The 26810-nt window shown below is 69.6% G+C and carries 23 protein-coding genes; 19 read left to right on the top strand and 4 right to left on the bottom strand.

The genetic code is table 11. From position 1 onward, the window contains the following. Positions 1-348: 348 nt before the first annotated feature. Complete coding sequence (locus ACWCO2_RS02980; protein ID WP_450126005.1) at positions 349-2667, top strand: RelA/SpoT family protein; 2319 nt, start codon at positions 349-351, stop codon at positions 2665-2667. Positions 2668-2810: 143 nt separating this feature from the next. On the opposite strand, the gene ACWCO2_RS02975 is transcribed toward ACWCO2_RS02980, so the two are convergent. After that, positions 2811-3650, bottom strand: coding sequence for a peptidylprolyl isomerase (locus tag ACWCO2_RS02975; RefSeq protein ID WP_450126004.1), 840 nt, complete (start codon positions 3648-3650; stop codon positions 2811-2813). Between the two features lie 173 nt (positions 3651-3823). Here ACWCO2_RS02975 and ACWCO2_RS02970 point away from each other — a divergent pair, with 173 nt between their 5' ends. Genes ACWCO2_RS02970 through ACWCO2_RS02960 form a run of 3 tightly spaced genes read left to right on the top strand, consistent with a single transcriptional unit; the run spans position 3824 to position 6434 of the window. Next, complete coding sequence (locus ACWCO2_RS02970) at positions 3824-4507, top strand: MBL fold metallo-hydrolase (RefSeq protein WP_450126003.1); 684 nt, start codon at positions 3824-3826, stop codon at positions 4505-4507. A 20-nt stretch (positions 4508-4527) separates the two neighbouring features. Continuing rightward, the gene (gene hisS, locus ACWCO2_RS02965) at positions 4528-5799 is read left to right on the top strand and encodes a histidine--tRNA ligase (protein WP_450126002.1); all 1272 of its coding nucleotides are present in this window, start codon (positions 4528-4530) and stop codon (positions 5797-5799) included. Then, positions 5796-6434 carry a hypothetical protein gene (locus ACWCO2_RS02960; protein WP_450126001.1) on the top strand — a complete coding sequence of 213 codons (639 nt, stop codon included), beginning with the start codon at positions 5796-5798 and terminating at the stop codon, positions 6432-6434. The genes hisS and ACWCO2_RS02960 overlap by 4 nt, the downstream gene beginning before the upstream one ends. A gap of 1 nt (position 6435) precedes the next feature. Here ACWCO2_RS02960 and ACWCO2_RS02955 read toward each other — a convergent pair whose 3' ends face one another. Both ACWCO2_RS02955 and ACWCO2_RS02950 read right to left on the bottom strand, forming a co-directional pair. Beyond that, positions 6436-7863, bottom strand: coding sequence for a YibE/F family protein (locus ACWCO2_RS02955; RefSeq protein ID WP_450126000.1), 1428 nt, complete (start codon positions 7861-7863; stop codon positions 6436-6438). A gap of 136 nt (positions 7864-7999) precedes the next feature. After that, a complete protein-coding gene (locus tag ACWCO2_RS02950; protein ID WP_450125999.1) occupies positions 8000-8728 on the bottom strand; it encodes a Type 1 glutamine amidotransferase-like domain-containing protein in 729 nt (242 codons plus the stop codon). A gap of 118 nt (positions 8729-8846) precedes the next feature. On the opposite strand from ACWCO2_RS02950, the gene ACWCO2_RS02945 reads away from it, so the two are divergent. Next, positions 8847-9962, top strand: a complete 1116-nt coding sequence (locus tag ACWCO2_RS02945) for an Rv2578c family radical SAM protein (protein ID WP_450125998.1) — start codon at positions 8847-8849, stop codon at positions 9960-9962. Positions 9963-10424: 462 nt separating this feature from the next. On the opposite strand, the gene ACWCO2_RS02940 is transcribed toward ACWCO2_RS02945, so the two are convergent. Beyond that, positions 10425-11468 (bottom strand): hypothetical protein, encoded by a 1044-nt coding sequence (locus ACWCO2_RS02940; RefSeq protein WP_450125997.1) that lies wholly within the window; start codon positions 11466-11468, stop codon positions 10425-10427. Between the two features lie 515 nt (positions 11469-11983). Here ACWCO2_RS02940 and aspS point away from each other — a divergent pair. The 14 genes from aspS to ACWCO2_RS02870 all read left to right on the top strand — a co-directional run bounded on the left by aspS (position 11984) and on the right by ACWCO2_RS02870 (position 26726). After that, positions 11984-13804: an aspartate--tRNA ligase gene (gene aspS / locus ACWCO2_RS02935; RefSeq protein ID WP_450125996.1), complete on the top strand. Its 1821-nt coding sequence runs from the start codon at positions 11984-11986 to the stop codon at positions 13802-13804. Positions 13805-13817: 13 nt separating this feature from the next. Further along, positions 13818-14759: a DUF389 domain-containing protein gene (locus ACWCO2_RS02930; RefSeq protein WP_450125995.1), complete on the top strand. Its 942-nt coding sequence runs from the start codon at positions 13818-13820 to the stop codon at positions 14757-14759. Between the two features lie 221 nt (positions 14760-14980). Continuing rightward, entirely contained in the window at positions 14981-16195 is a 1215-nt protein-coding gene (locus ACWCO2_RS02925) for a phosphotransferase family protein (protein WP_450125994.1), read from the top strand. 94 nt (positions 16196-16289) lie between these two features. Continuing rightward, positions 16290-16412 (top strand): hypothetical protein, encoded by a 123-nt coding sequence (locus ACWCO2_RS02920; RefSeq protein WP_450125993.1) that lies wholly within the window; start codon positions 16290-16292, stop codon positions 16410-16412. A 41-nt stretch (positions 16413-16453) separates the two neighbouring features. Then, on the top strand, positions 16454-17806 hold the full coding sequence (locus ACWCO2_RS02915; RefSeq protein ID WP_450125992.1) for a replication-associated recombination protein A: 1353 nt from the start codon (positions 16454-16456) through the stop codon (positions 17804-17806). An 86-nt stretch (positions 17807-17892) separates the two neighbouring features. Beyond that, positions 17893-18855 (top strand): 2-hydroxyacid dehydrogenase, encoded by a 963-nt coding sequence (locus tag ACWCO2_RS02910; RefSeq protein WP_450125991.1) that lies wholly within the window; start codon positions 17893-17895, stop codon positions 18853-18855. Between the two features lie 104 nt (positions 18856-18959). Then, positions 18960-19367, top strand: coding sequence for a YciI family protein (locus ACWCO2_RS02905; protein ID WP_450125990.1), 408 nt, complete (start codon positions 18960-18962; stop codon positions 19365-19367). Positions 19368-19375: 8 nt separating this feature from the next. Continuing rightward, positions 19376-20518: an RNA polymerase sigma factor gene (locus ACWCO2_RS02900; protein ID WP_450126018.1), complete on the top strand. Its 1143-nt coding sequence runs from the start codon at positions 19376-19378 to the stop codon at positions 20516-20518. A 252-nt stretch (positions 20519-20770) separates the two neighbouring features. Then, on the top strand, positions 20771-21178 hold the full coding sequence (locus ACWCO2_RS02895; protein WP_450125989.1) for a DUF948 domain-containing protein: 408 nt from the start codon (positions 20771-20773) through the stop codon (positions 21176-21178). Then, positions 21175-21471, top strand: a complete 297-nt coding sequence (locus tag ACWCO2_RS02890) for a hypothetical protein (RefSeq protein ID WP_450125988.1) — start codon at positions 21175-21177, stop codon at positions 21469-21471. The genes ACWCO2_RS02895 and ACWCO2_RS02890 overlap by 4 nt, the downstream gene beginning before the upstream one ends. 72 nt (positions 21472-21543) lie before the next feature. Continuing rightward, entirely contained in the window at positions 21544-24216 is a 2673-nt protein-coding gene (alaS, locus tag ACWCO2_RS02885) for an alanine--tRNA ligase (RefSeq protein ID WP_450125987.1), read from the top strand. Next, on the top strand, positions 24213-24683 hold the full coding sequence (ruvX, locus tag ACWCO2_RS02880; protein WP_450125986.1) for a Holliday junction resolvase RuvX: 471 nt from the start codon (positions 24213-24215) through the stop codon (positions 24681-24683). The genes alaS and ruvX overlap by 4 nt, the downstream gene beginning before the upstream one ends. Further along, complete coding sequence (gene mltG, locus ACWCO2_RS02875; protein ID WP_450125985.1) at positions 24680-25882, top strand: endolytic transglycosylase MltG; 1203 nt, start codon at positions 24680-24682, stop codon at positions 25880-25882. Before ruvX ends, mltG begins: the two co-directional genes overlap by 4 nt. Then, complete coding sequence (locus ACWCO2_RS02870; RefSeq protein ID WP_450125984.1) at positions 25872-26726, top strand: shikimate dehydrogenase; 855 nt, start codon at positions 25872-25874, stop codon at positions 26724-26726. Before mltG ends, ACWCO2_RS02870 begins: the two co-directional genes overlap by 11 nt. Positions 26727-26810 lie beyond the last annotated feature (84 nt).

The following is a 26810-nucleotide window of genomic DNA, read 5'->3' as shown; positions in this document are numbered from 1 at the left end:
TGGGCTATGCGCCTGCGGCGCATGCGACCCTCGCTGCGCGGTGTCGGTCGTGCTTCGCGGTCACCAGCCGGACAGGATGAAAAGGGCTCAATGGAAATTGGACGTCTGATTTCCATTGGTATCGCGGCCTCGCCGGTTCCGGGCAGGGAACTGCCGCATCGGGATGATCTTGGAGCGTCCGGGGTGGGTGATCGGTCCGGGTGAAGTCGGGGCCGTCGATCGGCTGCGCCAGGTGACCGCTGGGCGTATCACAACCGCACCAGGGAAGGCCTGTAGCCCCGATGGCGTTATTCTCAATGTCCGGGTCCCCGGACCTGGGAATGCACCATCTGATCCCGGGAGCGTGCGGTGAGCCAACACGTCGAATCTCCTGCGTCGGCGACCGACCCGGTTGCCGAGCCGCGACCGGCGTCGGCAACCCGTCGCGTCCGCGCCAGGTTGGCCAGGAAGATCACCGCGCAGCGGGCCGCCCCGGTCAAGCAGGTCCTCGAACCGCTGGCGACCGTGCACCGCGAGCTGCACCCGCAAGCCGACCTCGGACTGCTGCAGCGGGCCTACGACGTGGCCGAAGCCAAGCACCGCACCCAGAAGCGCAAGTCCGGCGACCCCTACATCACCCATCCGCTCGCGGTCGCCACCATCCTCGCCGAGCTGGGCATGGACACCACCACGTTGGTGGCGGGCCTGCTGCACGACACCGTCGAGGACACCGACTACTCGCTGGAGAAGCTGGCCGCGGACTTCGGCGACGAGGTCGCGCACCTGGTCGACGGCGTCACCAAGCTGGACAAGGTCAAGCTCGGCGCCGCGGCAGAGGCCGAGACCATCCGCAAGATGATCATCGCGATGGCCCGCGACCCGCGGGTGCTGGTGATCAAGCTGGCCGACCGGCTGCACAACATGCGCACCATGCGGTTCCTGCCGCCGGAGAAGCAGGCCCGCAAGGCCCGCGAGACCCTCGAGGTGCTGGCCCCGCTGGCGCACCGGCTGGGCATGGCCACGATCAAATGGGAGCTGGAGGACCTGGCTTTCGCCATCCTGCAGCCGAAGAAGTACGACGAGATCGTGCGGCTGGTCGCCAACCGCGCCCCGTCCCGCGACACCTACCTGCGCACCGTGATCGACGAGCTGTCCCACCAGCTCGACACCGCCCGGCTGGCCGCGAAGGTGGAAGGCCGCCCCAAGCACTACTACTCGATCCACCAGAAGATGATCGTGCGAGGCCGCGACTTCGACGACATCCACGACCTGGTCGGCGTGCGGATACTGGTCGACGAGGTCCGCGACTGCTACGCGGCGATGGGCGTTGTGCACGCGCTGTGGCAGCCGATGCCCGGCCGGTTCAAGGACTACATCGCCCAGCCCCGCTTCGGCGTGTACCAGTCCCTGCACACCACGGTGATCGGCCCGGAGGGCAAGCCGCTGGAGGTGCAGATCCGCACCCACGAGATGCACCGCACCGCCGAGTACGGCATCGCGGCGCACTGGCGGTACAAGGAGACCAAGGGCCGCAACGGCAGCGGTGGGCAGTCGGCCGTCGAGGTCGACGAGATGGCGTGGATGCGCCAGCTGCTCGACTGGCAGCGGGAGGCCGCGGACCCGGGCGAGTTCCTGGAGTCGCTGCGCTACGACCTGGCCACCCGGGAGATCTTCGTCTTCACCCCGAAGGGCGATGTGATCACGCTGCCGTCGGGGTCGACGCCGGTGGACTTCGCCTACGCGGTGCACACCGAGGTCGGCCACCGCTGCATCGGCGCGCGCGTCAACGGCCGGCTGGTGGCCCTGGAGCGCAAGCTGGAGAACGGCGAGGTCGTCGAGATCTTCACCTCCAAGGCGGAGGGTTCGGGGCCGAGCCGGGACTGGCTGTCGTTCGTGGCCTCGCCGCGGGCGAAGGCCAAGATCAAGCAGTGGTTCGCCAAGGAGCGCCGCGAGGAGGCGATCGAGTCCGGCAAGGAGCTGATCACCAAGGAGATCCGCCGCCTCGGCCTGCCGGTGCAGCGGCTGGTCTCCGCCGAAACCCTCGGCGCGGTGGCCCGCGAACTGCACTACGTCGACGTCACGGCGTTGTACGCGGCGGTGGGGGAGAAGCAGCTCTCTGCGCAGCACCTGGTGCAGCGACTCGTGGTCTTCATCGGCGGCGAGGAGCAGGCGGCCGACGAGATCGCGGAGAAGTCGACGCCGTCGACGCTGCGCGGCAAGCGCCGCAGCAGCGGTGACTCCGGTGTGGTGGTCAAGGATGCCGGTGACGTGTGGGCGAAGCTGGCGCGCTGCTGCACACCGGTGCCCGGCGACGAGATCCTCGGCTTCGTGACCCGCGGCGGCTGGGTCAGCGTGCACCGCACGGACTGCACCAACGCCGACGACCTGCGCAGCACGCCCGAGCGGCTGGTCGACGTGTACTGGGCGCCGTCGGCGTCCTCGGTGTTCCTGGTGGCGATCCAGGTGGAGGCCCTGGACCGGCACCGCCTGCTCTCCGACGTCACCAAGGTGCTGGCCGATGAGCGGGTGAACATCCTCTCGGCGTCGGTGACGACCTCGAACGACCGAGTGGCGGTCAGCCGCTTCTCCTTCGAGATGGGCGACCCCAAGCACCTCGGCCACGTCCTCAAAGCGGTCCGCAACATCGAAGGCGTCTACGACGTCTACCGAGTCACCTCAGCAGCCTGACCAGGCAGTACGCGCCGGTGCTGCGCAATTTCCATTGAAATTACCTATGGCGATTTCAATGGAAATTGCGCAGCGCTTGGACTCGATCCGGGCATGAAGAAGGGGCGCCGCCTGTCGGAGACGCCCCTTCTCGCTGTCGTCGATCAGGCCTGGACGTCGACCTTCTCGAAGGTGACCGGCTTGTTCGGCTTGCCGCCGCCCGGCGACGGCTCGTACGCGCCGTCGTCACCGGCGCGGGCGACGTCGTCGATGACCTTCAGGCCGTCCTCGGAGATCGTGCCGAACACGGTGTAGTCCGGGGACAGCGGTGCCTCGCCGAAGACCATGAAGAACTGGCTGCCGTTGGTGTTCGGCCCGGCGTTGGCCATCGCCAGGTAACCGCGGCCGTACTGCAGCTCGGGGAAGGTCTCGTCGTCGAAGGCGTAGCCCGGACCGCCGCTGCCGGAACCGGTCGGGTCGCCGCACTGCAGCATCTGCAGGCCGCTGGTGCCGATCCGGTGGCACGAGGTCTTGTCGTAGAAACCCTGCTTGGCCAGGCTGATGAAGCTGTTCACGGTGCACGGCGCCAGCGACCGGTCCAGGGTCAGCGGGATTGCGCCCTGGCTGGTGTTGATGGTGGCCTGCACGGTGCCCTTCGAGGACACCTCGCCGTTGGCCGGCGGCTGCGCCGGCTTGCTCGGCTCCTGGCCGTCCGGGTGGTACTGGCAGGAGACCGGGTCCGCCAGCGGCGTCGGCCGCTTCGGCGGCGGCGCGAGCTCGGTGGGGATCTGGATGTCGGACTGCGCCTGCGGGTTCTGCTGCTGCGCGGTGTCTTCACCACTGGTGCCGGTGAAGTAGAAGACACCGGCCACGACCGCGATGACCACGACGATCGTCGCGCCGATGGTGATCACCCGACGTCGCTTGGCCTGCTCCACCCGGCGCTCCATCTGGCGCTCGAGCTTCCGCTTGGCCGCCTGGCGACGCTGCTCGTTGCTGGGCACCTGCTCCCTCCCCGGAATCGGTGAACCTGATGTTTTCGGGGAGTTTATGGGGTGGCTCCGCGGCGCTTCCTGAGAGCCCGCACGCCACGCGGGAGGCACGCGCGGCCGGGACGATAATCTGGGGTCAGCCGACCCGCGCCATCGGGTGTCGCTGCAACGAAAGGTCGCTCTTCGTGCTTGTCCTCGGGTTCCCGGTTGGGCCGCTGCAGGCGAACTGCTACGTCCTCGCGCGCGGGGAGGGCGAACCCTGCGTCGTGGTCGACCCCGGCCAGGACGCCGCGGAGCCGCTGCGCGCACAGCTGGCCGAGCGCCGGCTGACCCCGGCCGCGGTGCTGCTCACGCACGGGCACTTCGACCACGTCTTCTCCGCTGGTGAGATCTGCTCCGAGCACGACATCCCGGCGCACATCCACCCGGACGACCGGTTCATGCTCGCCGACCCCGGTGCCGCGCTCGGCCCGGCCGGGCGGCAGCTGTTCGGCGACGGCCTGGTGATGGACGCGCCCGCCGACGTCCGCGAGATCACCCACGGCGACGTGCTGGAGCTGGCCGGGATGCGCTTCGACGTCACGCACACCCCGGGCCATACCGGCGGGTCGGTGCTGTTCGGCGTCGAGGCCGAAGAGGGAGGACAGCTGCTGCTGTCCGGCGACACCCTCTTCGCCGGCGCCATCGGACGCACCGATCTGCCCGGCGGCGACCACAGCCGGATGCTCGAGTCGCTGAGCAGCGAAATCCTGCCGTTGGACGACGATGTCGTCGTGCTGCCGGGCCACGGACCGACCACCACCATCGGGCGCGAACGCGCGGGCAACCCGTTCCTGCAGGGGCTACCCGCTTCCGATGCCATCTCCTGACGAGGACTGAACCACCACCCATGAGCACGTTCACCGCCCCCAAGGGCATCCCGGAGTACTACCCGCCGGAGTCGGCCGGCTTCCTGGCGGTCCGCGACACCCTGGCCGACGCCGCCCGCCGCGCGGGCTACGGCTACATCGAGCTGCCGCTGTTCGAGGAGACCACGCTGTTCGCCCGCGGCGTCGGGGAGTCCACCGACGTCGTGACCAAGGAGATGTACACCTTCGCCGACCGCGGCGGCCGGTCCGTGACGCTGCGGCCGGAGGGCACCGCAGGCGTGACCAGGTCGGTCATCGAACACGGCCTGGACCGCGGCCAGCTGCCGGTGAAGCTGTACTACAGCGGCGCGTTCTTCCGCTACGAGCGTCCGCAGGCCGGTCGCTACCGGCAGCTGCAGCAGCTCGGCGTGGAGGCGATCGGTATCGACGACCCGGCGCTGGACGCCGAGGTCATCGCGATCGCCGACGAGGGCTACCGGCGGCTGGGCCTGACCGGGCACCGCATCGAGATCACCTCGCTCGGCGACAACTCCTGCCGCCCGGCCTACCGCGCCAAGCTGCAGGAGTTCCTGAGCGGCCTGCCGCTGGACGAGGAGACCCGCCGCCGCGCCGAGCTCAACCCGCTGCGGGTGCTCGACGACAAGCGGCCCGAGGTGCGCGAAATGGTCGCCGACGCGCCGCTGATGGTCGACCACCTCTCGGCGGAGTCCAAGGAGCACTACGAGCAGGTCAAGGCGCACCTGATCGACCTGGGCGTGCAGTTCGTGGAGAACCCGCGCCTGGTGCGCGGCCTGGACTACTACACGAAGACGACCTTCGAGTTCGTGCACGACGGGCTCGGCGCGCAGTCCGGCATCGGTGGCGGTGGCCGCTACGACGGTCTGATGGCCGAGCTCGGCGGCCAGGAGCTCTCCGGTGTCGGCTTCGGTCTCGGGGTGGACCGCACCCTGCTGGCCTGCCAGGCCGAGGGCCTCACCGTGGGTGACCCGGCGCGCTGCGACGTCTACTGCGTGCCGATGGGCGAGACCGCCAAGCGTCGGCTCGTCGCGGCCGCGGGCGGTCTGCGGGCCGCCGGTGTGCGCGTCGACGTCGCGTACGGCGGCAAGAGCCTCAAGGGCGCGATGAAGGCCGCTGACCGCTCCGGTGCGCGGTTCGCGCTGGTGCTCGGCGAGCGCGACCTCGAGGCGGGGACCGCTCAGCTCAAGGAGCTGGCCAGCGGGGAGCAGCGCGCGGTCGCGCTGGAGAACCTGGTCGACGACGTGCGCGCCGCAGTGGCGGAGTCGCCCAAATGAGCGACGCCGAGGCGATCTCGCTCGACCTCCTGGACCGCAAGACGATCCGGACCCGAGCGCGCAACACCACGATCGCGGCCGTCCTCGTGGCGGCCGCGTTCGGCGGCATCGTGGGCCTGTTCGCGGGTGTCCAGGGGTTCGCGATCGCGGCGGCGATCGTCGGGATCCCGTTACTGCTGCTGGCCTTCACCGAGTCGCGCAAGACCCTGTCGCTGCGCGACGGCCAGGTGGTCGCCCGGGCACTGGGCACCCGAGTGGTGTCAGTGCGCGAGGCCGATCGGCTCGACCTGTTCATCACCGACCTGCGCGGGGCGCGCACGGTGAACCTGCTGGTCGCCGGACCGCCCAATGGCAGGGCGATCAGCGTCTCGCTGGCCATGTACGCCGGTACCGGCGGCCGTGAGCTGGGGATTTACGCGCTGCGGAAGCTGGCGGACACGCTCGCGGGCAACGCGGACACCCGAGCTCTGGTGCTCTCGCAGCTGATCGTCGAGCACCTGCGCTCAGAAGCCCGCGGGGACGCGGCGCCGCAGCGCCCGCTGTACGTGCTGGCGTCGGCGGCCCCGCCGGGGCGCATGGCGCAGCGCCTCAACCCCGACGCGGTGTCGAAGTTCGTCGCGGAACTGGGGCGCTGACTCAGCGGCGGGTTCCGATGGAATCGCCGGGGCGGTTCGGCGGTCGCCTGCGCACGGTCGGTGTTCCGGCGCCGGTGACTGCCGCCTTCTCTACCCGGTCGGCCACCGATGTCCGAGGTGCTGTTTCTGCGGGTTCCCGGACGGCCACCGCCGCAGCGATCGCCGTGGTGATCGGCACCGCCGCGACCAGGCCGATGCTGCCCACCAGGGTCCGCACCACTTCCTGCGCCACGGCCTGGGAACTGACGATCTCGCTGAAGCTCCGTCCGGAGAGCGTGTAGGCCATCAGCATCGGCAAGGCAGCACCGGCGTAGGCCAGGACCAGCGTGTTCACCGCGGAGGAGACGTGGTCGCGGCCGATCTGCAGACCCGACGAGTACAGCTGCCGCCACGACAGCGACGGGTTGGCCTTGCGCAGCTCCCACACCGCGCTGGTCTGCGTCACAGTGACGTCGTCGAGCACGCCCAACGCGCCGATCACGACGCCGGCCAGCAGCAGCCCGCGCGCATCGATCGGCGCGCCGAGCAGACCTATCAGGTTCGAGGTGTCCTCGTCCAGGCCGGTGAGGCTGGTGGCCGCCGCGAACACCGAGCTGAGCACCCCGATCAGCGTCAGGCTCAGCATGGTGCCCAGCACGGCCGTAGAAGTCCGCGCGGAGAAGCCGTGGGTGAGGTAGAGCGCGATGAACATGATCAGTCCGGCTCCGACGACCGCCACAAGCAGCGGATCCTCCCCGGCCAGCACGGCGGGCAGCACGAACCCGATCAGGACCACGAAGCTCAACCCGAGCGCGATCAACGCGGCGAACCCCTGCCACCGGCCGAGCACCAGCACGGCCGCGGCGAACACCAGCGCCAGCACCAGCAGCGGAGTACCGCGCTGGAAGTCGACGACCTGGTAGGAGCTCGGTTCCAGGGCGTTGGCGCCGGAGTAGCTGAGCACGACCTCGTCGCCGACGGCGAACCGAGGACTGCCGGGATCGGTGGGCACTTTCTGCTTGATGCTCGCCCCGGGCCGCGGCCCGTCCTGCATCCGCACGTCGAGGATCACGCACCCGCTCTGCTCCAGAACGTCCTCGGTGCACGAACCCGGAACCGCGGAGACGACCTCGCCGTTCACCGGATGCTGCCCGAACCCGAGATCAGCACCGCTGCGCTCCTCGTGCCCGAAGGGGTAGAGCAGCAGCACCCCGATGACCGCGGCCAGCGCGAAGGGCACGAGCGCGATCGCCAGCACGCGCTTGACCTGCTTCGACGCCGGTTCAGCAGGCCCGTGGCCATGCCCATGCCCATGCCCATGCCTGTGGCCGTGCCCGGTGGTGGGCGGCGGAGCGCTCGGACGCCGGTCCGAGCTGGTCGGACGGCGGTCGCGGGCGCGATGGTCGCCACCGGACGAGGGCGGCTCAGCAGCAGGAGGGCGCTCGGTCACCGAGCAATTATGCGGACCCCCCGAAAGCCGTCCCCCGCGCAGGGGCCACGCTCACCCTCTGCGTCCGAACCCCTCGATTGGCGGAAACTCTGAGCTGGGATTTCGGCCAGCGCCGACCCGGTTTCCTTCGGGCCCGTCAGACCTTGCGGACGCTCAGCCGGGTTTCGACGGCGCTGCCGTCGGGGGTGCGCTCCACCCAGTAGGCGCCGGCTCTCTTCTTCTCCGCGAGCGCTTCGACCATTTCGGTTCCGCGGTAGAGCAAGCCGACACCGTCGTCGGTCGCGTACCCGGCTGGGAGGGTGCCGTCCGCGATGAGGGTTTGGAAGAGCGGTCGGCGTTCGGGCTCGCTGTCATAGTGGACGCCGTTGGACCACGGGAGCATGCCGAGGCCGTTGGTCACCGGCTGGAGAGCGGGACCGAACGAGTCGGTGGTGCCGCCGACGTGCCAGCAGATCGAACCGGCTGAAACACCGGTCAGAACCACGCCCGCCTGCCATGCTTCGCGGATGGCCGCGTCGAGCCCGTGCAGGCGCCACATGGCCAGCAGCCCGGCGACGCTGCCTCCCCAAACCCACACGACGTCCTGCGCCAGCAGGTGTTCCCGCAGATCGCTGGCGTTCGGCATCGGAAACAGCGAGATGTGGCTGCCAACCCACCCCTCGCGCCACGCGTTGTCGTAGAAGGTCGTGATCAGACGGCTGTCATCTCCGCAAGCGGTCCCTAGGAAGCACACACGGGGAGCCCGACCCGCAACGCCGGCGAGATCAACCGCGAACCGAGTCAACGGACCAACCTCCCAGCGCAGCCGCGCGGAAGCCAGAAAGCCCCCAGAGGTAGCGAGAATCGTCGGAGCATCAGCAGGCATGCGCGGAGACTACTGAGGGCCCGCTCTCTCGCGCTCGAAAGATCGCGAAGTCGCCATGGGTGGCTTGCAGCGGAGGTGCGGGGGACTTCTGGGGGCCACGATTGGTTGATGTGGGGTTTTGCGGGTCGACAGGTTGTCGAAACTGTGTTCGAATGTGGTTATGCGTTGGGAAGAGCAGCGGGTTGATGTTGGCCGGGCCGCCGAGTTGCCGCTTGGTCTACCGGAGCCTGCTGAGCGCGGGAGCGGCCGGGCCGGGTTGAGGTTGCCCGGGCCGGTCCCGATCGAGGCCGGGACCGAGGATGCCTTCGCGATCGAGATCCGAGCGAAGTCGATCATCAATCGGGTGCCAGGCGAGTCGCAGGTGCCGTTTCGCTGGACGGTGAATCCCTACCGGGGATGCACCCATGCTTGCATTTATTGTTTCGCCCGCCGCACTCACACGTACTTGGACTTGGATGCGGGGCACGACTTCGACAGCAAGATCGTCGTCAAGCTCAACGCCGGCACGTTGTTGCGCAAGGAGCTGGCCAGTCCGCGCTGGGCGGGCGAGGCGATCGCGATGGGCACGAACACGGACCCCTATCAGCGTGCCGAGGGACGCTATCGGTTGATGAGGGAGATCCTCGCGGCACTGCGGGATCACGCGAATCCGTTCTCCATTCTCACCAAGGGCACGCTGATCCTCCGGGACCTGGACCTGATCGTGGAGGCTGCGCAGCGGACTGAAGTGTCCGTGGCGGTGTCAGTGGGATCGGTCGATGAGACTTTGTGGCGGGCAGTGGAGCCGGGAGCGCCGTCGCCGCTGCGTCGTCTCGATGTCGTGCGGCGGTTCGCCGAAGCAGGCGTCGGGTGCTCGGTCTTGATGGCGCCGATCCTGCCGGGACTGAGCGACTCGTCGGACGAGATCGATCGCACGGTCGCCGCGATCGCCGAGTCGGGAGCGACGAGCGTGACGCCCATCGTGCTTCATCTGCGTCCGGGTGCGCGCGAGTGGTTCCACGAGTGGCTGAGCAGCCAACGGCCCGACCTGCTCCCGCTGTACGAGCGGCTGTACCGGAATGGCGCGTATGCCCCGAAGTCGTATCAGCGGGAAGTCACGCACTTGGTGGGGCAGGCCAAGCAGCGTCATGGGTTGGCCCGCCCGCGGCGACCGGAGAACTTCCGGACGCAGCGGCACGACCCCCCGCAGTCGGATGCGGACCGGGACCGGGAGCGCCAGCTCGCCCTGTTGTGACGCGTGGTCGGGCGAGCCGTGCCTCTGCTTTGAGCTGTGCAGCGATGAGTTCGCCGACACCCACAGGTCTACCTCCTGGCCGAGACAACCGACTCATCGGGAGCAAGGCATGGGCCGCATCCACATCGAGCTGTTCGCAACCCTCGATCTCGTCGAACCCGACCGCGGTGCCGGGCACGACGGCTGAAGCCTTCCCACGTCAGGCGGGTCCGTGTCGTCGGTGGTGAATCCGCGAGGTCGGCTGCGCCGCTCGGGCGAGATCGAGCCGGTAATGCAGATGCATATCGTTTTCGATTGGAGTTCGGGCAATGCGGCTGAAGATGATTGCTGTCCCGTTTCGGAAATCGGCCGACTGTTTCCGGGGCGTTAAAAATTCCGCGATCTAGTGTCAGATTCAACCGATGTTCGGAAGCGGCCGGATATCCGTTTACGGTGCGTGCTCGGCCGTTTCTGCGGCTCGCCTCACCGAGTGGTCGTGCGGGAGGACGAACTGGTGCCCAGCTGGTCCTCCGGCTGCCAGCGGACGCCGAAGACGCCCATCCCGAAGTCCAGCGCCACCGCGTGGGTCCGCCCGAACCGGTCCACGGTCAGCGGCTTCGGGGGTTCCACCTCCTGCGTGGTGGAGTCGCCCACGTAGCTCTCGCAGCGGGTCGGCGGGTGCGCCGGGTCGAACTGCAGCTCGGCCACGTACTGCCGCACCGGGAGCCGGAACAGCCGGCAGAAGCTGTGCTCGACCTCGTTCGGCCCGGTCGGCGGATCGATGATCTCGTACTCCAGCAGCATCGTCTCGCCGCGAGCCAGCGCGCGGTCGAACAGCAGCTCGGCGACCACCAGGTCGCGGGCGTGATCGGTGAGCACCTGGCCGAGCCGGCAGGACCGGATCGGCCGGATGATCGGCGGGTTCTCGCCGGACGAGGCGCCGTCGAACATGATCACCCAGCGATCCACGCCGTTGCTCTCTGCCCGGACCAGCTTGCAAGTGCGGATCTTGCGCAGCTCGCCACGCTGGTCGACGTGCACCACGTCGTGGTGGCTGAGCCGGGCGAGCTTGCTGTCGTGGCTGGTGTCGATCTTGGTGAGGAGCTCGGCGGCCGACTCGTTCTCCGACCACAGGGAGCTCAGCGGCGGCGCCTCGGCCGAGGCCTGCCGGGTGCGGCCGCGCGGACGTGGTGGGCCGAGCAGTGTGGACAGCGCGTTCTCCGGCACGCCCAGGACCTGTTCCAGCTGCTGAAGCGCGAGCAGGGAGTCCGGGCGCTCCGGGCGTCGGCGACCGGACTGCCAATAGCTCAGCGCGGTGATGCTGACCGGGGTGCCGCGGGCGCGCAGCCGGTGCTGGATGCGCTCCAGGCTCAGCCTGCTGGCTCGGATCGCGGTGCGCAGGGCGGCCTCGAACGGTCCGGTGCGCAGCAGTTCAGCGAGTTCGGCCGACAGCGCGTTCGTCCCGTGTTGCGCGTTCCGGACGGTCGGCTGCGCGGTCGGGCGGGCCTCTGTTTTCGGGCCGATCATCGTTACTCCTCGTGTCCGCCGAATCCGAACTTACGCTAATGAGTGGATCTGTCATCCGCAACGACCGAGTTCCGGTAGGCATCTCCAACTTAAGTCGGAACAGGGCTGGCTTAAGGTGGTATTCAAGCCTTGGGCGCGTTGCGGTGCTGAACAAAGTCGCTGCCTCATCGTCGATCGATCTTCGAATCAGGTGAATTGTGGCGCACCCGCCTCGAAATTGGTATCGACCATTTGGTGCCGGTGCGGCGAACGGACTAACGGGGCGAACTTCGCCGCAGCGCGCTGAGCCTGCGCGCCGCGCGGTCGGCGTCCGCGCCCAGCGCGGTTGGTGACGCTGCGCGGCGGTGGATCGACGCGCGGCACCTGCCGGGCGTGCACCAGGCCTCGTTGGCTAGCCTTGAAGTCCTGAGTCATGCCTGTTGAGCCCGCATCTCGTGCGGCCTCGGCAGTGCTGACGACAGCGAAGCAATTGCCGTCGAAACGCTGGCAACAGCGGAAGAAGGAGCTCAGTACCCGTGATGCGCACGCACGAGACCGGATCGCTGCGCGCCGGTCATGCCGGGCAGACCGTCACCCTCGCCGGGTGGGTGGCGCGCCGTCGCGATCACGGCGGGGTCATCTTCATCGATCTGCGCGACGCTTCGGGCGTCGCCCAGGTCGTCTTCCGTGAGGGCGAGATGGCCGAGCGCGCCCACCGGCTGCGCTCCGAGTTCTGCATCCAGATCACCGGTGAGGTGATCCGGCGCCCGGAGGGCAACGAGAACCCGGAGATCCCCACCGGTGAGATCGAGGTGACCGCCACCGAGCTGGTGGTGCTGTCGGAGTCCGCGCCGCTGCCGTTCCCGCTGGACGAGCACTTGGAGGTCGGCGAGGAGGTTCGGCTCAAGCACCGCTACCTGGACCTGCGCCGCGCCGAGCCGGCCAAGGCCATGCGGATGCGCAGCGAGATCAACCGCATCGCGCGCGACGTCCTGCACGACCGCGACTTCGTCGAGGTCGAGACGCCCACCATGACCCGCTCGACGCCGGAAGGCGCTCGGGACTTCCTGATCCCGGCCCGCCTGCAGCCCGGCAACTGGTACGCGCTGCCGCAGTCGCCGCAGCTGTTCAAGCAGCTGCTGATGGTCGGCGGCCTCGAGCGCTACTACCAGATCGCGCGCTGCTACCGCGACGAGGACTTCCGCGCCGACCGGCAGCCGGAGTTCACCCAGCTCGACATCGAGATGAGCTTCGTCGATCAGGACGACGTCATCGATCTCGGCGAGTCGATCCTGACCGCGCTGTGGAGCAAGCTGGCCGGCCACGAGATCCCGCGCCCGATCCCTCGGATGACCTACGCCGAGGCGATGGCCAAGTACGGCACGGACAAGCCGGACCTGCGCTTCGGTCTCGAGCTCACCGAGATGACCGAGTACTTCAAGGACACCCCGTTCCGGGTGTTCAAGGCCCCGTACGTCGGTGCAGTGGTGATGCCGGGCGGCACGAGCCAGCCGCGGCGCCAGCTCGACGCCTGGCAGGACTGGGCCAAGCAGCGCGGGCACAAGGGCCTGGCCTACGTCCTGGTCGGTGAGGACGGCACGCTGTCCGGCCCGGTCGCCAAGAACCTCTCCGACGCGGAGCGGGAAGGCCTGGCCAAGGCAGTCGGCGCCAACCCCGGCGACTGCGTGTTCTTCGCGGCGGGTCCGCGTTCCGCGGCTCGCGGCCTGCTCGGTGCGGCCCGGTTGGAGATCGGTGAGCGCTGCGGCCTGATCGACCACGACGCCTGGGCGTTCGTGTGGGTCGTCGACGCCCCGATGTTCGAGCCGGTCGACGAGACCGACGACGTGGCCGTCGGCAGCGGTCGCTGGACCGCGGTGCACCACCCGTTCACCTCGCCGAACGCCGACTGGGTGGACAACTTCGAGGAGGACCCGGCCAACGCGCTGGCCTGGGCCTACGACATCGTCTGCAACGGCAACGAGATCGGTGGCGGCTCGATCCGTATTCACCGCTCGGACGTGCAGGAGCGGGTGTTCGAGCTGCTGGGCATCTCCCAGGAGCAGGCGCAGGACAAGTTCGGCTTCCTGCTCGATGCGTTCAAGTTCGGCCCGCCGCCGCACGGCGGCATCGCCTTCGGCTGGGACCGGATCTGCATGCTGCTGGCCGGTGCCGCCTCGCTGCGCGACGTCATCGCTTTCCCGAAGAGCGGCGGCGGGTTCGACCCGCTGACCTCGGCGCCGTCCCCGATCACCATCGAGCAGCGCAAGGAAGCCGGTATCGACGCCAAGCCCGCCGCCAAGGTCGGCGAGGAGAGCATCTCGGTGTTCCCTCCCGGCGTGGTGGAGAAGCAGGGCTGACCGGAGACTAGACGTGCTGCACCTGCGGGTGATCTGCCCGGCTGAGCGCACCGAACGGGTGCTGGCCGAGGTCCGATCGCACCCAGGTGCGGCTCACGTCGTGCTGGTGCGCGGTGGTGCGCTGGAGCCGGTGGGCGACCTGATCGAGGTCGACCTGGCGCGCGAGGCCGCCGACGAAGTGCTGGCCGCGATCCGGGCGTCGGAGTTGGCCCAGGTCGGCGCGGTGACCATCACCGATGTGGGAACCACGCTGTCCGAACGAGCCGAGCGGGCCGAGGAGTCGGCGCCCGGTGACGGCGACGACGCGGTGGTGTGGGACGAGCTGATCGCCCGCACCGGCGAGGAGTGCCGGCTCACCGGCACTTTCCTGGCGTTCCTGTCCATCGCCTGCGTGCTCGCAGCGGTCGGGGTGGTGACCGACTCCTCGGTGACGATCGTCGGCGCGATGGTGGTCGGGCCCGAGTTCGGGCCGCTGGCCGCCATCGCGGTCGGCTTGGTGTCGCGGCGGTGGCTGCTGGTGCGGCGGGCCGCGTTGGCGCTGGCCGTCGGTTTCCCGGTCGCCATGCTGATCACCGCTGCCGCCGCGTTCGGCGGCGAGTGGATCGGTCTGATCAACCGCGTGGCGCTGCCGGCAGAGAGCGAGGTTTCGTTCATCTACCAGGTCGGTTGGTCGTCGCTCGTCGTGTCGCTGCTGGCCGGGGCGGCTGGGATGTTGTCGCTGACCTCAGCGAAATCCGCGGTTCTGGTCGGGGTGTTCATCTCGGTCACCACGGTGCCCGCGGCTGGCTACGCGGTGGTGGCGGCGACGCTCGGCGACTGGGCGCAGTGCGCCAGCTCGATCGCCCAGCTCGCGGTCAACCTGGTGGGGATCGTCGTGGCGGCGTCGGCGGTCCTCCTGCTCCGCGCTCGGCTGGCGAGGACGGATGACCGGGTGCCCACCTGGGAAATGCTGTAGGGGACAGGCCGTTGAGGAATCCTCGCCGCCGTGCAACGTGGACGTGCTGTCGTTCCGTCCCCGTTAGGGGGAAGTTCGCACGGGGGCGTCCGTGCCGTCGCGGAGGTGGCGGAGGCTGTCCACCGGCGAACACGCTGCGATTACGGTTGCTGACCGGTTGTGCGTCACTTGACCGGTTATGGCCGCTCAGGTTCATGTTGTGGGGGTAGTGTCTGGAGACGATGAGCGTGGAGATCACCACCGGTCCCCCGGAGGTTCGCGTCCCGGTCACAACCGTGGCGACAGACACCGTCGGGACCGCGGAAGCTGTGCTGAGCAAGCGGACCGGAGCTCCGGTCCGACTTGCCGATGCCGAGGATCTCGGTGGTAGCGACCGCTCCGTAGTCATGCGGGTGCGGATCGCCGAGTCGCCCTTCGAACTGCCCAGGACCGTCGTGGTAAAGCACTACGGCGAGTGCCCGTTGGAAGCCCGTTCGGACCCGTTCGCGCACGAAGCGGCGAGCTGCCAGCTCACCACGGCGCTGCCGCCGGAGGCGCGCGTCGGCCCCGAGCTCATCGCGCACGACGCGGCCGAGCGCCTGCTGGTGCTCGAGGACCTCGGGCGTGGTTCCACGCTGGCGGACGTGCTGTTCGCCGACGACTCCCGGGTCGCCGAGACAGCGCTGCTGGCTTGGGCGCGGGCGCTCGGGCGGCTGCACAGCACCACCGCCGGCTGCGAAGAGGACTTCGACGCGCTGATGCGGCGGCTGGGTGCCAAATCGTGGACCGATCCGGTGGCCGACGACATCGTGCGCTCGGTGTCCGAGCTGCCGGAGCTGCTCAGCCAGGTCCTGGGCGTGGACACCCCGCCGGCCATGGTCGAGCGGCTCACCACCGCGACCGAGCTGCTGCAGTCGAGCCGGTACCGGGCGTTCAGCCCGTCGGACATCTGCCCGGACAACAGCCTGGTGACCGGCAGCAACGGGGTGCGGTTCCTGGACTTCGAGTGGGGCTGCGTGCGCGACGTCGCGATGGACGCGGCGTACCTGCAGTACCCGTTCCCGTCGTCGTGGTGCTCGTACGCGCTGCCGGACAACCTCGCCGAGAGCATGTTGTCCACCTGGCGTTCGGAGATCGCCGAGGTCTGGCCGGAGCTGGACGACGACGAGGTGCTGCTGCCGCGGCTGTTCAACGCCCAGCTGCTGTGGATCTGGGTTTCGACCTGGTGGTTCCTGCCGCGAACCGGCGAGACCGACCGGCCCATCGACCTGCACATGCCCTCGCCGCGCCGCAGCACGGCGCTGGTCGACCGGTGGCGGCACCTGCGGGCCGACGCGGTGGCCTCCGGGCAGGACGACGTCGCGGAGCTCGCCGACCAGGTGGTCGACGCGCTGGTCGACCGCTTCGGGGCGGGTGCCCTGCACCTGCAGCCCTACCCGGCGTTCCGCTCGGCCTGAGCGCGCGCTAGCTGCGCAGCGGAACGGTGTTGCGTCACGACATCCCCACGTGCATGGATATGCATCCAATGATATGAATTAATATGCATCGACGGTGGGGATGATTTCGTTCAGCGCGGAGATCGATCGGGCAGCGGCGGCCACCTGGCCCGCCTCGGCGCTGCGGAACCCGCAGCGCAGCACCGTCGAAGTGGCCCTGCCCGCCCGGGTGGGCTGACGCCCAAAAAGGCCGTCGGGGGTGACCGGTAGCGTCGGGGTGTGAGTGAGGGGCTGTTCGACGAGGGTTTGTTCGGTGCTGAGACCGAGCAGCGTGCCGGTGAGCGGTTGGCCGACAACGCGCCTTTGGCGGTGCGGATGCGGCCTCGTTCGCTCGACGAGGTCGTCGGTCAGCAGCACCTGCTCGGCACTGGGGCGCCGCTGCGACGGCTGATCGAAGGAGCCGCGCCTGCTTCCGTGCTGCTCTACGGTCCGCCCGGCACCGGCAAGACCACCTTGGCCAACCTCGTGTCGCTGGCCACCGGGCGTCGGTTCGCGGCGTTGTCCGCGCTGTCGTCCGGGGTGAAGGAGGTGCGCGCGGTCATCGAGGAGGCCCGGCGCCGCCTCGGTCGTTCCGGCGAGTCGACCGTGCTGTTCATCGACGAGGTGCACCGCTTCTCCAAGACGCAGCAGGACGCGCTGCTCGGCGCAGTCGAGGACCGCACTGTGCTGCTCGTCGCGGCCACTACGGAGAACCCGTACTTCTCGGTCGTCGCTCCGCTGCTCTCGCGGTCGTTGGTGCTGCAACTGCGCAGCCTCGAGGACGACGACATCCGCAACCTGCTGCGTCGCGCAGTCACCGAGGAACGCGGACTGGGTGGCGCGCTGCGGTTGGACGACGACGCCGAGGCACACCTGGTCTCGTTGGCCGGTGGGGACGCGCGGCGGGCGCTGACCGCGCTGGAGGCCGCAGCGGAGTCGGCGAGCTCGACCGGTGCCGAGGTCATCGACCTGGCCACCGTCGAGGCCACGGTGAACCGCGCCGCCGTGCTCTACGACAAGGGCGGCGACCAGCACTACGACGTCGCCAGCGCGTTCATCAAGTCCATCCGCGGGTCCGATGTGGACGCTGCGCTGCACTACCTGGCCCGGATGATCGAGGCGGGCGAGGACCCGCGGTTCATCGCGCGGCGGCTGGTGGTGCACGCCAGCGAGGACATCGGCATGGCCGACCCGACCGCGCTGCAGGCCGCCGTCGCAGCGGCGCAGGCGGTGCAGCTCATCGGCATGCCCGAGGGGCGATTGGTGCTGGCCCAGGCCACCATCCACCTGGCCACCGCGCCGAAGTCGAACGCGGTGACCACGGCCATCACCGCGGCGAGCAGTGACGTGCGCGCGGGCAAGGGAGGTCCGGTTCCGCCGCACCTGCGCGACGGGCACTACTCGGGGGCGCAGAAGCTCGGCAACGCGCAGGGCTACCAGTACCCGCACGACCGGCCGGAAGGCGTGCTGGCCCAGCAATACCCGCCGGACGAACTGGTGGGGCGCGACTACTACCAGCCGACCGGCCGGGGCGCGGAGCGCACGCTCGGCGACCGGGTGCCCAGGCTGCGCGACATCATCCGCGGCAACTGACCGCTTCGGGGTGCCCCGAAGAGCTGGTCGATCAGCGGTCCTCGGACGGGTAGGTTCCGATCGGAATCGTCGCGAGGAGGTCGTTGGTGGACAAGCGGATCGTGGTCACCCGGACGGTGCCGGAGTCGGCGGTGGAGCTGCTGCGCGAGGTCGGCGACGTGCAGGTGTGCTCGCAGGACAGGCCGCTGTCGGCTCCCGAGCTGCGCGAGGCCGTGCGGGGTGCGCACGCGGTCGTGACGATGCTGCACGACCGGGTCGACGCGGAGCTGGTGGCCGCCGCAGGTGATCAGCTGCAGGTGGTGGCCAACGTCGCCGTCGGCTACGACAACATCGACGTGCCCGCCGTGACCGACCGCGGCGTCACCGTGACCAACACCCCCGGCGTGCTCGCCGACGCCACCGCTGACCTCACGCTCGGGCTGCTGCTGATGGTCACCCGCCGCCTCGGGGAGGGCGAACGGCTGCTGCGCGCCCGCGAACCCTGGACCTTCCACCTCGGGTTCATGCTCGGAACCGGCCTGCAAGGCAAGACGCTCGGCATCGTCGGGCTCGGCGGCATCGGTCAGGCCGTCGCCCGCCGGGCCCGCGCCTTCGGGATGAACATCGCCTACGCCGGTCGCCGTCGCGCCAGCGCCGAGGTGGAGGCCGAGCTCGACGCCCGCCACTTGCCGATGGACGAGCTGCTGCGGACCGCTGACGTGGTGTCCCTGCACTGCCCGCTCACCGAGCAGACCCGCCACCTCATCGATGGCAAGGCGCTGGCGGCGATGAAGCCGACAGCTTTCCTGATCAACACCAGCCGCGGCCCGGTGGTCGACGAGAAGGCGCTGGCCGAGGCGTTGCGCGAGGGCGAGATCGCCGGTGCCGGGTTGGACGTCTTCGAGCACGAGCCGGAGGTCGAGCCCGGGTTGCTGGAGCTGGACAACGTAGTGGTCGTCCCGCACCTGGGCTCGGCCACCGTCGAGACCCGCACGGCCATGGCCGAGCTCGCCGCCCGCAACGTCGCCGCCGTCCTCGCCGGAGACGAACCGATCACCCCGGTGAAGTGAGTCCGAAAAGATCTTGGGTGATGATGTCGAGAACCGGTGATGTGCTCCGTCCTCGCTGGTGAATGCGACCAGAATGGGTCGCACCCGCACCGAGGAGGCGCACCATGGCCAAGTACCTGCTGCTCAAGCACTACCGAGGCGCTCCGGCTTCGGTCAACGACGTACCCATGGACCAGTGGACGCCCGAGGAGATCGCGGCGCACGTGAAGTACATGCAGGACTTCGCGGACCGGCTCGTGGAAACCGGTGAGTTCGTCGACGCCCAGGCGCTCGCTCCCGAAGGCACGTTCGTCAAATACGACGGCGAGGGGCGCCCGCCGGTCACCGACGGCCCGTTCGCCGAGACCAAGGACCTCATCGCGGGCTGGATGGTGATCGACGTCGACAGCTACGAGCGCGCGCTCGAGCTGGCCGGGGAGCTGTCCGCGGCCCCCGGAAAGGGCGGGAAGCCGATCCACGAGTGGCTCGAGCTGCGCCCGTTCCTGACCACGCCGCCCACCGTCACGGAGTGACCGCTCGGATGGACGAGGCGCTGCTCAGGAGCCTCACGCCTAGCGTGATCGGGATCCTCGGCCGCCGCGGAGCCGACTTCACGGCGGCCGAGGACGCCGTGCAGGACGCGCTGGTTGAAGCGGTCCGCGTCTGGCCGGACGATCCGCCGCGGGATCCGAAGGGCTGGCTGGTCACCGTCGCCTGGAACCGGTTCCTCGACGCGACCAGGGCAGACGCCGCGCGCCGCCGTCGCGAGGACCGGGTCGACGAGGAGCCGGTGCCGGAGCCTGCGCCCGGAGTGGACGACACGCTCCAGCTCTACTTCTTGTGCGCCCACCCGGCGCTGACGCCGTCGTCCGCGGTCGCGCTCACGCTGCGTGCCGTCGGTGGGCTGACCACCCGACAGATCGCCCAGGCCTACCTGGTGCCCGAAGCGACCATGGCGCAGCGGATCGGCCGGGCCAAGCGCACCGTCTCCGGCGTTCGGTTCGACCAGCCCGGCGACGTCGCCACCGTGCTGCGCGTCCTCTACCTGGTCTTCAACGAGGGCTACTCGGGGGACGTCGACCTCGCTGCCGAAGCCATCCGGCTCACCCGGCAGCTCGCGGCCACCATCGACCACCCCGAGGTGGCGGGACTGCTCGCGCTGATGCTGCTGCACCACGCCCGGCGGGCCACCCGGACCGCACCCGACGGCAGTCTCATCCCGCTCGCCGAGCAGGACCGCAGCTGGTGGGACACCACGTTGATCGCCGAGGGCGTCGTGATCCTTCAGGCGGCGCTCGCGCGCGACCGGCTGGGCGAGTTCCAAGCCCAGGCCGCCATCGCGGCGCTCCACGCGGACGCGCCCACCGCTGAGGAAACCGACTGGGTGCAGATCGTCGAGTGGTACGACGAGCTCGCCCGCTTGACCGACAGCCCGGTCGTCCGGCTCAACCGCGCAGTCGCCGTCGGCGAGGCCGATGGGCCGCGCGCCGGACTCGCGGCGCTCGCGGAACTGGACGAATTGCTGCCTCGCCGCGCTGCGGTGGCGGCGTACCTCCACGAATGCGACGGCGACCTCGCGACTGCGGCACGGCTGTATGTCGAAGCCGCGCAGAAGGCGCCCAATCTCGCCGAGCGCGATTACCTGACGCGCCAGGCCGCCCGGATCAACGCCGGCCAGTCATGAGCGGCGAGGTCGGGGAAGACCACATTTTCAATTGAAACTGTAGAAATGCGCAGCGAACTCGCGTTTCGCATCTGATCGATGCCCGGGGTAATCGCACTTCTGACCGAGGAAGTCGGTCGGAGGCGTCGCGCACGCGGTGGCCGTGACCGGGTGCGGAGGTGGGGGAGCGGGGCCGGTAACCTGAGCAGCGATCAACAGGCCGGGCGGCAACGCTCTGGTCTGCCGACATGACGTGGAAATACGGGAGGGCACGTGACGCCCACGCAGATCGCCGCGCTGATCGCCGCCGGAGCGTTCGTGCTGCTGGTCGTGCTGCTGGCGATCCCGCTGATCAAGCTCGGCCGGACTTTGGACGAGGCGACCACCGCGATCCGAAAGGCGCACGAGAATTCCGACCCGCTGTTCACCGGCGCGAATTCGACGATCACTCACGTCAACACGCAACTGGAGCGGGTCGACGGCATCACCGCCAACGCCAAGACGATCAGCGGCAACGTCTCGGCGTTGTCCTCGCTGTTCACGGCTACACTGGGTGGTCCGTTGGTGAAGACAGCGGCGTTCTCCTACGGGGTCAGCAAGGCCCTGAAGAAGCGCCGCAAGCGCAAGCAGGAGCCCGTTGGCCGGCACACCCGCCGCAAGGGCAAAGGGGGGCGCAAGTGAGCCGCCTGTTCTGGTTCGGCGCCGGCGCAGTGGCCGGAGTCATGGCGATGCGCAAGTTCACCGAGACGGCGCGCAAGGCGACGCCGAGCGGCATGGCCGAGCAGCTGGGCGGTGCGGTTCGCGAACTGGCCGGTGCGGTCGGTTCGTTCGGCGCCGAGGTGCGCGCCGGGATGCAGGAGCGGGAAGAGGAGTTGCAGGACGTCGTGCACAACGCCGACACGGTGCAGTTCCGCCGGATCGACGCGGCCCCGGACGCGGCCGGTGCTCGGCGAGCTCGCCGGGCGGGCCGCTGACGTCGGCGCCACGCCGCCAGCCGCTCGCCGCTACCGCGCAATCCGACACCTGAAATTCCCGAGGAACCCATCGTGCAGACCCACGAGATCTACAGCCGGTTCACCGAGCACTTCCGCAGTCACGGCCACACCGTGGTGCCCAGCGCGTCGCTGATCCTGGACGACCCGACGCTGCTGTTCGTCAACGCCGGCATGGTCCAGTTCAAGCCCTACTTCCTGGGCGAGGCCCCGGCGCCGTACCCGCGTGCGACCAGCATCCAGAAGTGCGTGCGCACCGGCGACATCGACGAGGTCGGCAAGACCACCCGGCACAACACGTTCTTCCAGATGGCCGGCAACTTCTCCTTCGGCGATTACTTCAAAGAAGGCGCCATGCAGTTCGCCTGGGAGCTGCTGACCAAGTCTCAGTCCGACGGCGGCTACGGCTTCGACCCGGAGCGCCTGTGGGTCACCGTCTACGAGAAGGACGACGAGGCCCGGCAGCTGTGGCAGGACGTCGTCGGCGTCCCGGCCGACCGGATCCAGGCCCGCGACGGCAAGGACAACTACTGGGACATGGGCGTGCCCGGTCCCGGCGGTCCGTGCTCGGAGATCTACTACGACCGCGGCCCGAAGTACGGCCGCGAGGGCGGCCCGGTCGCTGACGAGGACCGCTACATCGAGATCTGGAATCTGGTGTTCATGCAGGACATCAGGGGAGAGCTCTCGCCGAAGCTGGGGCACGAGCCGATCGGCACCCTGCCCAGCAAGAACATCGACACCGGCATGGGCGTCGAGCGGGTGGCCTGCCTGCTGCAGGGCGTGGAGAACGTCTACGAAACCGACCTGGTCCGTCCGGTCATCGCCAAGGCCGAGGAACTCTCCGGCCGTCGCTACGGCGACAACCACGAGGACGACGTGCGCTTCCGCGTCATCGCCGACCACGCCCGCTCCGGCGTGATGCTGGTCGGCGACGGCGTGACACCCGGCAACGAGGCCCGCGGCTACGTGCTGCGCCGGTTGCTGCGCCGGATCATCCGCTCCACCCGCCTGCTGGGCGTGCAGGAGCCGGTGCTGGGCGAGTTCAGCAAGGTCGTGCGCGACGCGATGGCGCCGAGCTACCCGGAACTGGTCAGCGAGTTCGACCGCATCGACTCGGTGATGCGCAACGAGGAAGAGGCCTTCCTGGCCACGCTGACCGCCGGATCGAAGATCTTCGACGTCGCGGTGGCCGAGACCAAGAAGGCCGGCGGCGGCCAGCTGGCCGGCGACAAGGCCTTCCAGCTGCACGACACCTACGGCTTCCCGATCGACCTGACCCTGGAGATGGCCTCCGAGCAGGGGCTCAGCGTCGACGAGCAGGGCTTCCGGGACCTGATGTCCGAGCAGCGCCGACGGGCCAAGGAGGACGCCAAGGCCCGCAAGACCGGCCACGGCGACCTGTCGACCTACCGCACGCTGCTGGACGAGCACGGCACCACCGAGTTCATCGGCTACACCGACCTGCAGTCGCGCAGCCGGGTGCTGGGCCTGCTGGTGGACGGCCAGCCGGCCAAGTCCGCGCCCGCGGGCACCGAGGTCGAGCTGGTGCTGGACCGCACCCCGTTCTACGCCGAGGGCGGCGGCCAGATCGCCGACACCGGTCGGCTGGTCGGTCCCGGCGTGGCCGTCGAGGTCCACGACGTGCAGCGCTCGGTGCCGGGTCTGTTCGTGCACCGCGCCAAGGTCGTCGAGGGCGAGCTGGGCGTGGACACCGCGCTGGAGGCCGCGGTCGACCAGGCCCGCCGCCACGCGATCGAGCGCTCCCACTCCGCGACGCACCTGGTGCACGCGGCGGTGCGCAGCGCCTACGGCAAGCGCGCGGCGCAGGCCGGTTCGCTGAACTCGCCGGGCCGGATGCGCTTCGACTTCACCGCCCCCGCGGCGGTCTCGGCCGGCGTGCTCTCCGGTGTCGAGGAAGAGGTCAACGACTACCTGCAGAGCGACGTCGAGGTCCAGACCTACAACACGACGATGGACCGGGCCATGGAGCTCGGCGCGGTCGCGCTGTTCGGCGAGAAGTACGGCGACCAGGTCCGGGTCGTGGACATGGGCGACTACTCCCGCGAGCTGTGCGGTGGCACCCACGTGCCGCGCATCGGCCGCCTCGGCGTGGTCAAGCTGGTCGCGGACTCCTCGGTGGGTTCGGGCGTGCACCGCGTCGAAGCGCTGGTCGGCATGGACGCGATGCGTCACATCAGCAAGGAGCACCTGCTGGTCACCCAGCTGGCCGAGCAGTTCAAGGTGCCCGCCGAGGAGCTGCCGGAGCGCATCAGCGGCGTCGTGTCCCGGCTGAAGTCCGCGGAGAAGGAGATCCAGCAGCTGCGCGTCGCGCAGGTCCTGCAGTCCGCGGGTCAGCTCGCCGAGAAGGGCACCGACGTGCACGGCGTGACCGTGGTCGCCGAGCAGGTGCCGGACGGCGTGGACGGCGGTGCGCTGCGCGCGCTGGCCGGTGAGATCCGCGGCCGACTCGGTTCCCGCCCGTCCGTGGTCGCGCTGTTCTCCGCCGAGGCGGAGAAGGTCAGCTTCGTGGTCGGCGTCAACGACGCGGCCCGCGACCAGGGTCTGGCCGCGGGCAAGCTGGTGCCGGGCTTCGCCGCCGAGGTCGGCGGGCGCGGCGGCGGCAAGCCGGACATGGCCCAGGGCGGCGGCACGAACCCGGCCGGGATCACCGCCGCGATCGACGCCCTGCGCAAGGCCGTCGACCAGGTGGTGGCTGGCGGGTGAGCGAGCACCAGCAGGCGGACCCCGGACCGGGGCGTCGGCTCGGCGTCGACGTCGGTTCGGTCCGGGTGGGCGTCGCGCTCAGCGACCCCGCTCCGATGCTGGCCACGCCGCTGATCACGCTGAAGCGGGACGAGGCGGGCGGCAGCGACCTGTCGCAGCTGGCCGAGCTCGTCACCGAGCACGACGTGGTGGAAGTCGTGGTGGGCCTGCCCAAGACGCTGGCCGGCCGCCACGGCACCGCCGCGGAGATCGCGCAGTCCTACGGGACGGCGCTCGCGGAGCGCATCGCACCTGTGCCGGTGTGCTTCTCGGATGAGCGGTTGACCACCGTCACCGCCAGCCGGATCCTGTCGCAGCGCGGGGTGAAGGGGAAGAAGCAGCGCGCCGTGGTGGACCAGGCCGCGGCCGTGGAGATCTTGCAGGCGTTCTTGGACAGTCGGGGGAAGACGCGAGAGGACCTTTCGTGACCGACGATCTCGGACTGTTCGCCGACGAGCCCGACGAGCGGCGCCGCCGCACGCCGGACCCGGAGCGCTTCCGCCGCCGCAAGCGGCGTCGCCTGGTGACCGCGCTGGCGGGACTGTTCGTGTTGGTGCTGGTGGGTGTCGGCGTGCTCTACGGAGCCAGCCAGATCATGCAGATCGGCGCCTACGAGGACTACGACGGTGACGGCACCGGGGATGTGGTCGTCGAGATCAAGCCCGGCGACACCGTCAGCGCCATCGGCCGCACCCTGTCCGAGCAGCACGTGGTGGCCAGCACCAAGGCCTTCACCAAGGCCGCCGAGGAGAACCGGCAGATCAACAGCATCCAGCCCGGTTACTACCTGATGCGCAACAAGATGTCCGGCGATGCGGCCGTGGCGCACATCCTGTCGCCGAAGGCGAAGGTCGGCCGGGTCGACATCCGCGGCGGCATGCGGCTGGAGGACCAGCTCGCCCCCGACGGCGGGCACACCCCGGGCATCCTGACCAGGCTCGCCGAGGCCACCTGCGCCGGCGAGAACCCGACGTGCGCCACCTCCGAGGAGATGCACCACATCGCCGCGACCGCCGACCTGAAGGCGCTGGGCGTGCCGGACTGGGCGATCGAGGATGCGTCCAAGGCGGAGCCGAACCGGCGGCTGGAAGGGCTGATCATGCCCGGCATCTACGACGTCAAGCCGGGCGAGACCGCGGAGAACGTGCTGCACGACGTGGTCACCCGCTCCGCGGCGGCGCTGGAGGTCGCGGGTCTGCCGCAGCGGGCCGAGGGCACCGGGCACACCCCGTACGAGCTGCTCACCATCGCCTCGATCACGCAGAGCGAGGCGATCACCAAGGACTTCGGCAAGGTCGCGCGGGTGATCGAGAACCGGCTCACCGACCCGGTCATGGAGCTCAAGATGGACTCCACGATCAACTACCCGCTGGACAAGCCGAGCCTGCTGACCGACCTGAACGACCGGAAGCGGCCGGGGCCGTACAACACGTACCAGAACTACGGGCTGCCGCCGACGCCGATCTCGACGGCCAGCAAGGAAGCGCTGGAGGCCGCGGAGAACCCGACCGAGGGCAACTGGCTGTTCTTCGTGAAGTGCTACCCGGACGGCACGTCCTGCTTCGCCGACACCTACGAGCAGCACCAGGCCTACATCGAGGAAGCGCAGGCTCGCGGTGCCTTCTGACGACCAGCGGCGGGCAGCGGTGCTCGGTTCTCCGATCGAGCACTCGCTGTCCCCGGTCTTGCACGGCGCCGCTTACGCCGCGCTGGGCTTGAAGAACTGGACCTACGAGCGGGTCGAAGCCGACGAGCAGCAACTGGTCGAGTTCGTCGCCGGTCTCGGCGGGGAGTGGGCCGGGCTGTCGGTGACGATGCCGGGCAAGCGCGCGGCGCTGCGCGTCGCCGACGTGGTCAGCTCGCGGGCTGAAGCGGTCGGTGCGGCGAACACGCTGGTGCACCGGGCTGACGGCAGCTGGGCTGCGGACTGCACCGATGTCGACGGGGTCGTCGGAGCGCTGCGCGCCGCCGGCGGTTTCTACACCGGGCACCGCGGGCTGGTGCTGGGAGCGGGCGGCACCGCCGCCGCGACCCTGGCGGGCTTCGCGGAGCTCGGGATCCGCGAAGCGACGATCGCGGTGCGTGAGCCCGCGAGAGCGCGCGACGCGGTGGAAACCGCGGAGCGCGTGGGGATCGCGGTGAGCGTGGAGCGGCTGGACCGCGTAGCGCTCGCGGACGCCGCGGCCGCGGCGGACGTCGTGGTGTCGACGCTGCCCGCGGGAGCGCTCGGAGAGCGCGTGGCGGAGCTGGCGACGGCGGCGTGCGTGCTCGACGTCATCTACCACCCCTGGCCGACGCCCCTGGCCGCAGCGGTGACCGCGGCTGGTGGACGCGTGGCGACGGGTCTGGACATGCTCCTGCACCAGGCGTTCGGCCAGGTCGAGCAGTTCACCGGCCTCTCGGCCCCCCGCAAGGTCATGCGCGACGCCCTCGCCAACGCCACCGGCAACGAGGTCCCGCTCCCGCTCTGATCGATCAGTCGTCCGCGCCTGGAACAGAACCACAGTTTCAATTGAAACTGTAAATCCCAGCCACGACGATTCACAGTTTCAATT

It is taken from the genome of Saccharopolyspora sp. NPDC002376 (assembly GCF_053593195.1).
The sequence above is the reverse complement of the archived record's forward strand: the minus strand, read 5'-3'. Positions and strand labels throughout refer to the sequence as shown.

Bases quoted from the DNA above. Each gene is read 5' to 3' on its own strand.
- hisS (WP_450126002.1), top strand. From the start codon at position 4,528: ATGAGCACGTTCACCGCCCCCAAGGGCATCCCGGAGTACTACCCGCCG.
- ACWCO2_RS02960 (WP_450126001.1), top strand. From the start codon at position 5,796: ATGAGCGACGCCGAGGCGATCTCGCTCGACCTCCTGGACCGCAAGACG.
- ACWCO2_RS02950 (WP_450125999.1), bottom strand. From the start codon at position 8,728: ATGCCTGCTGATGCTCCGACGATTCTCGCTACCTCTGGGGGCTTTCTG.
- ACWCO2_RS02940 (WP_450125997.1), bottom strand. From the start codon at position 11,468: ATGATCGGCCCGAAAACAGAGGCCCGCCCGACCGCGCAGCCGACCGTC.
- ACWCO2_RS02925 (WP_450125994.1), top strand. From the start codon at position 14,981: ATGAGCGTGGAGATCACCACCGGTCCCCCGGAGGTTCGCGTCCCGGTC.
- ACWCO2_RS02905 (WP_450125990.1), top strand. From the start codon at position 18,960: ATGGCCAAGTACCTGCTGCTCAAGCACTACCGAGGCGCTCCGGCTTCG.
- ACWCO2_RS02900 (WP_450126018.1), top strand. From the start codon at position 19,376: ATGGACGAGGCGCTGCTCAGGAGCCTCACGCCTAGCGTGATCGGGATC.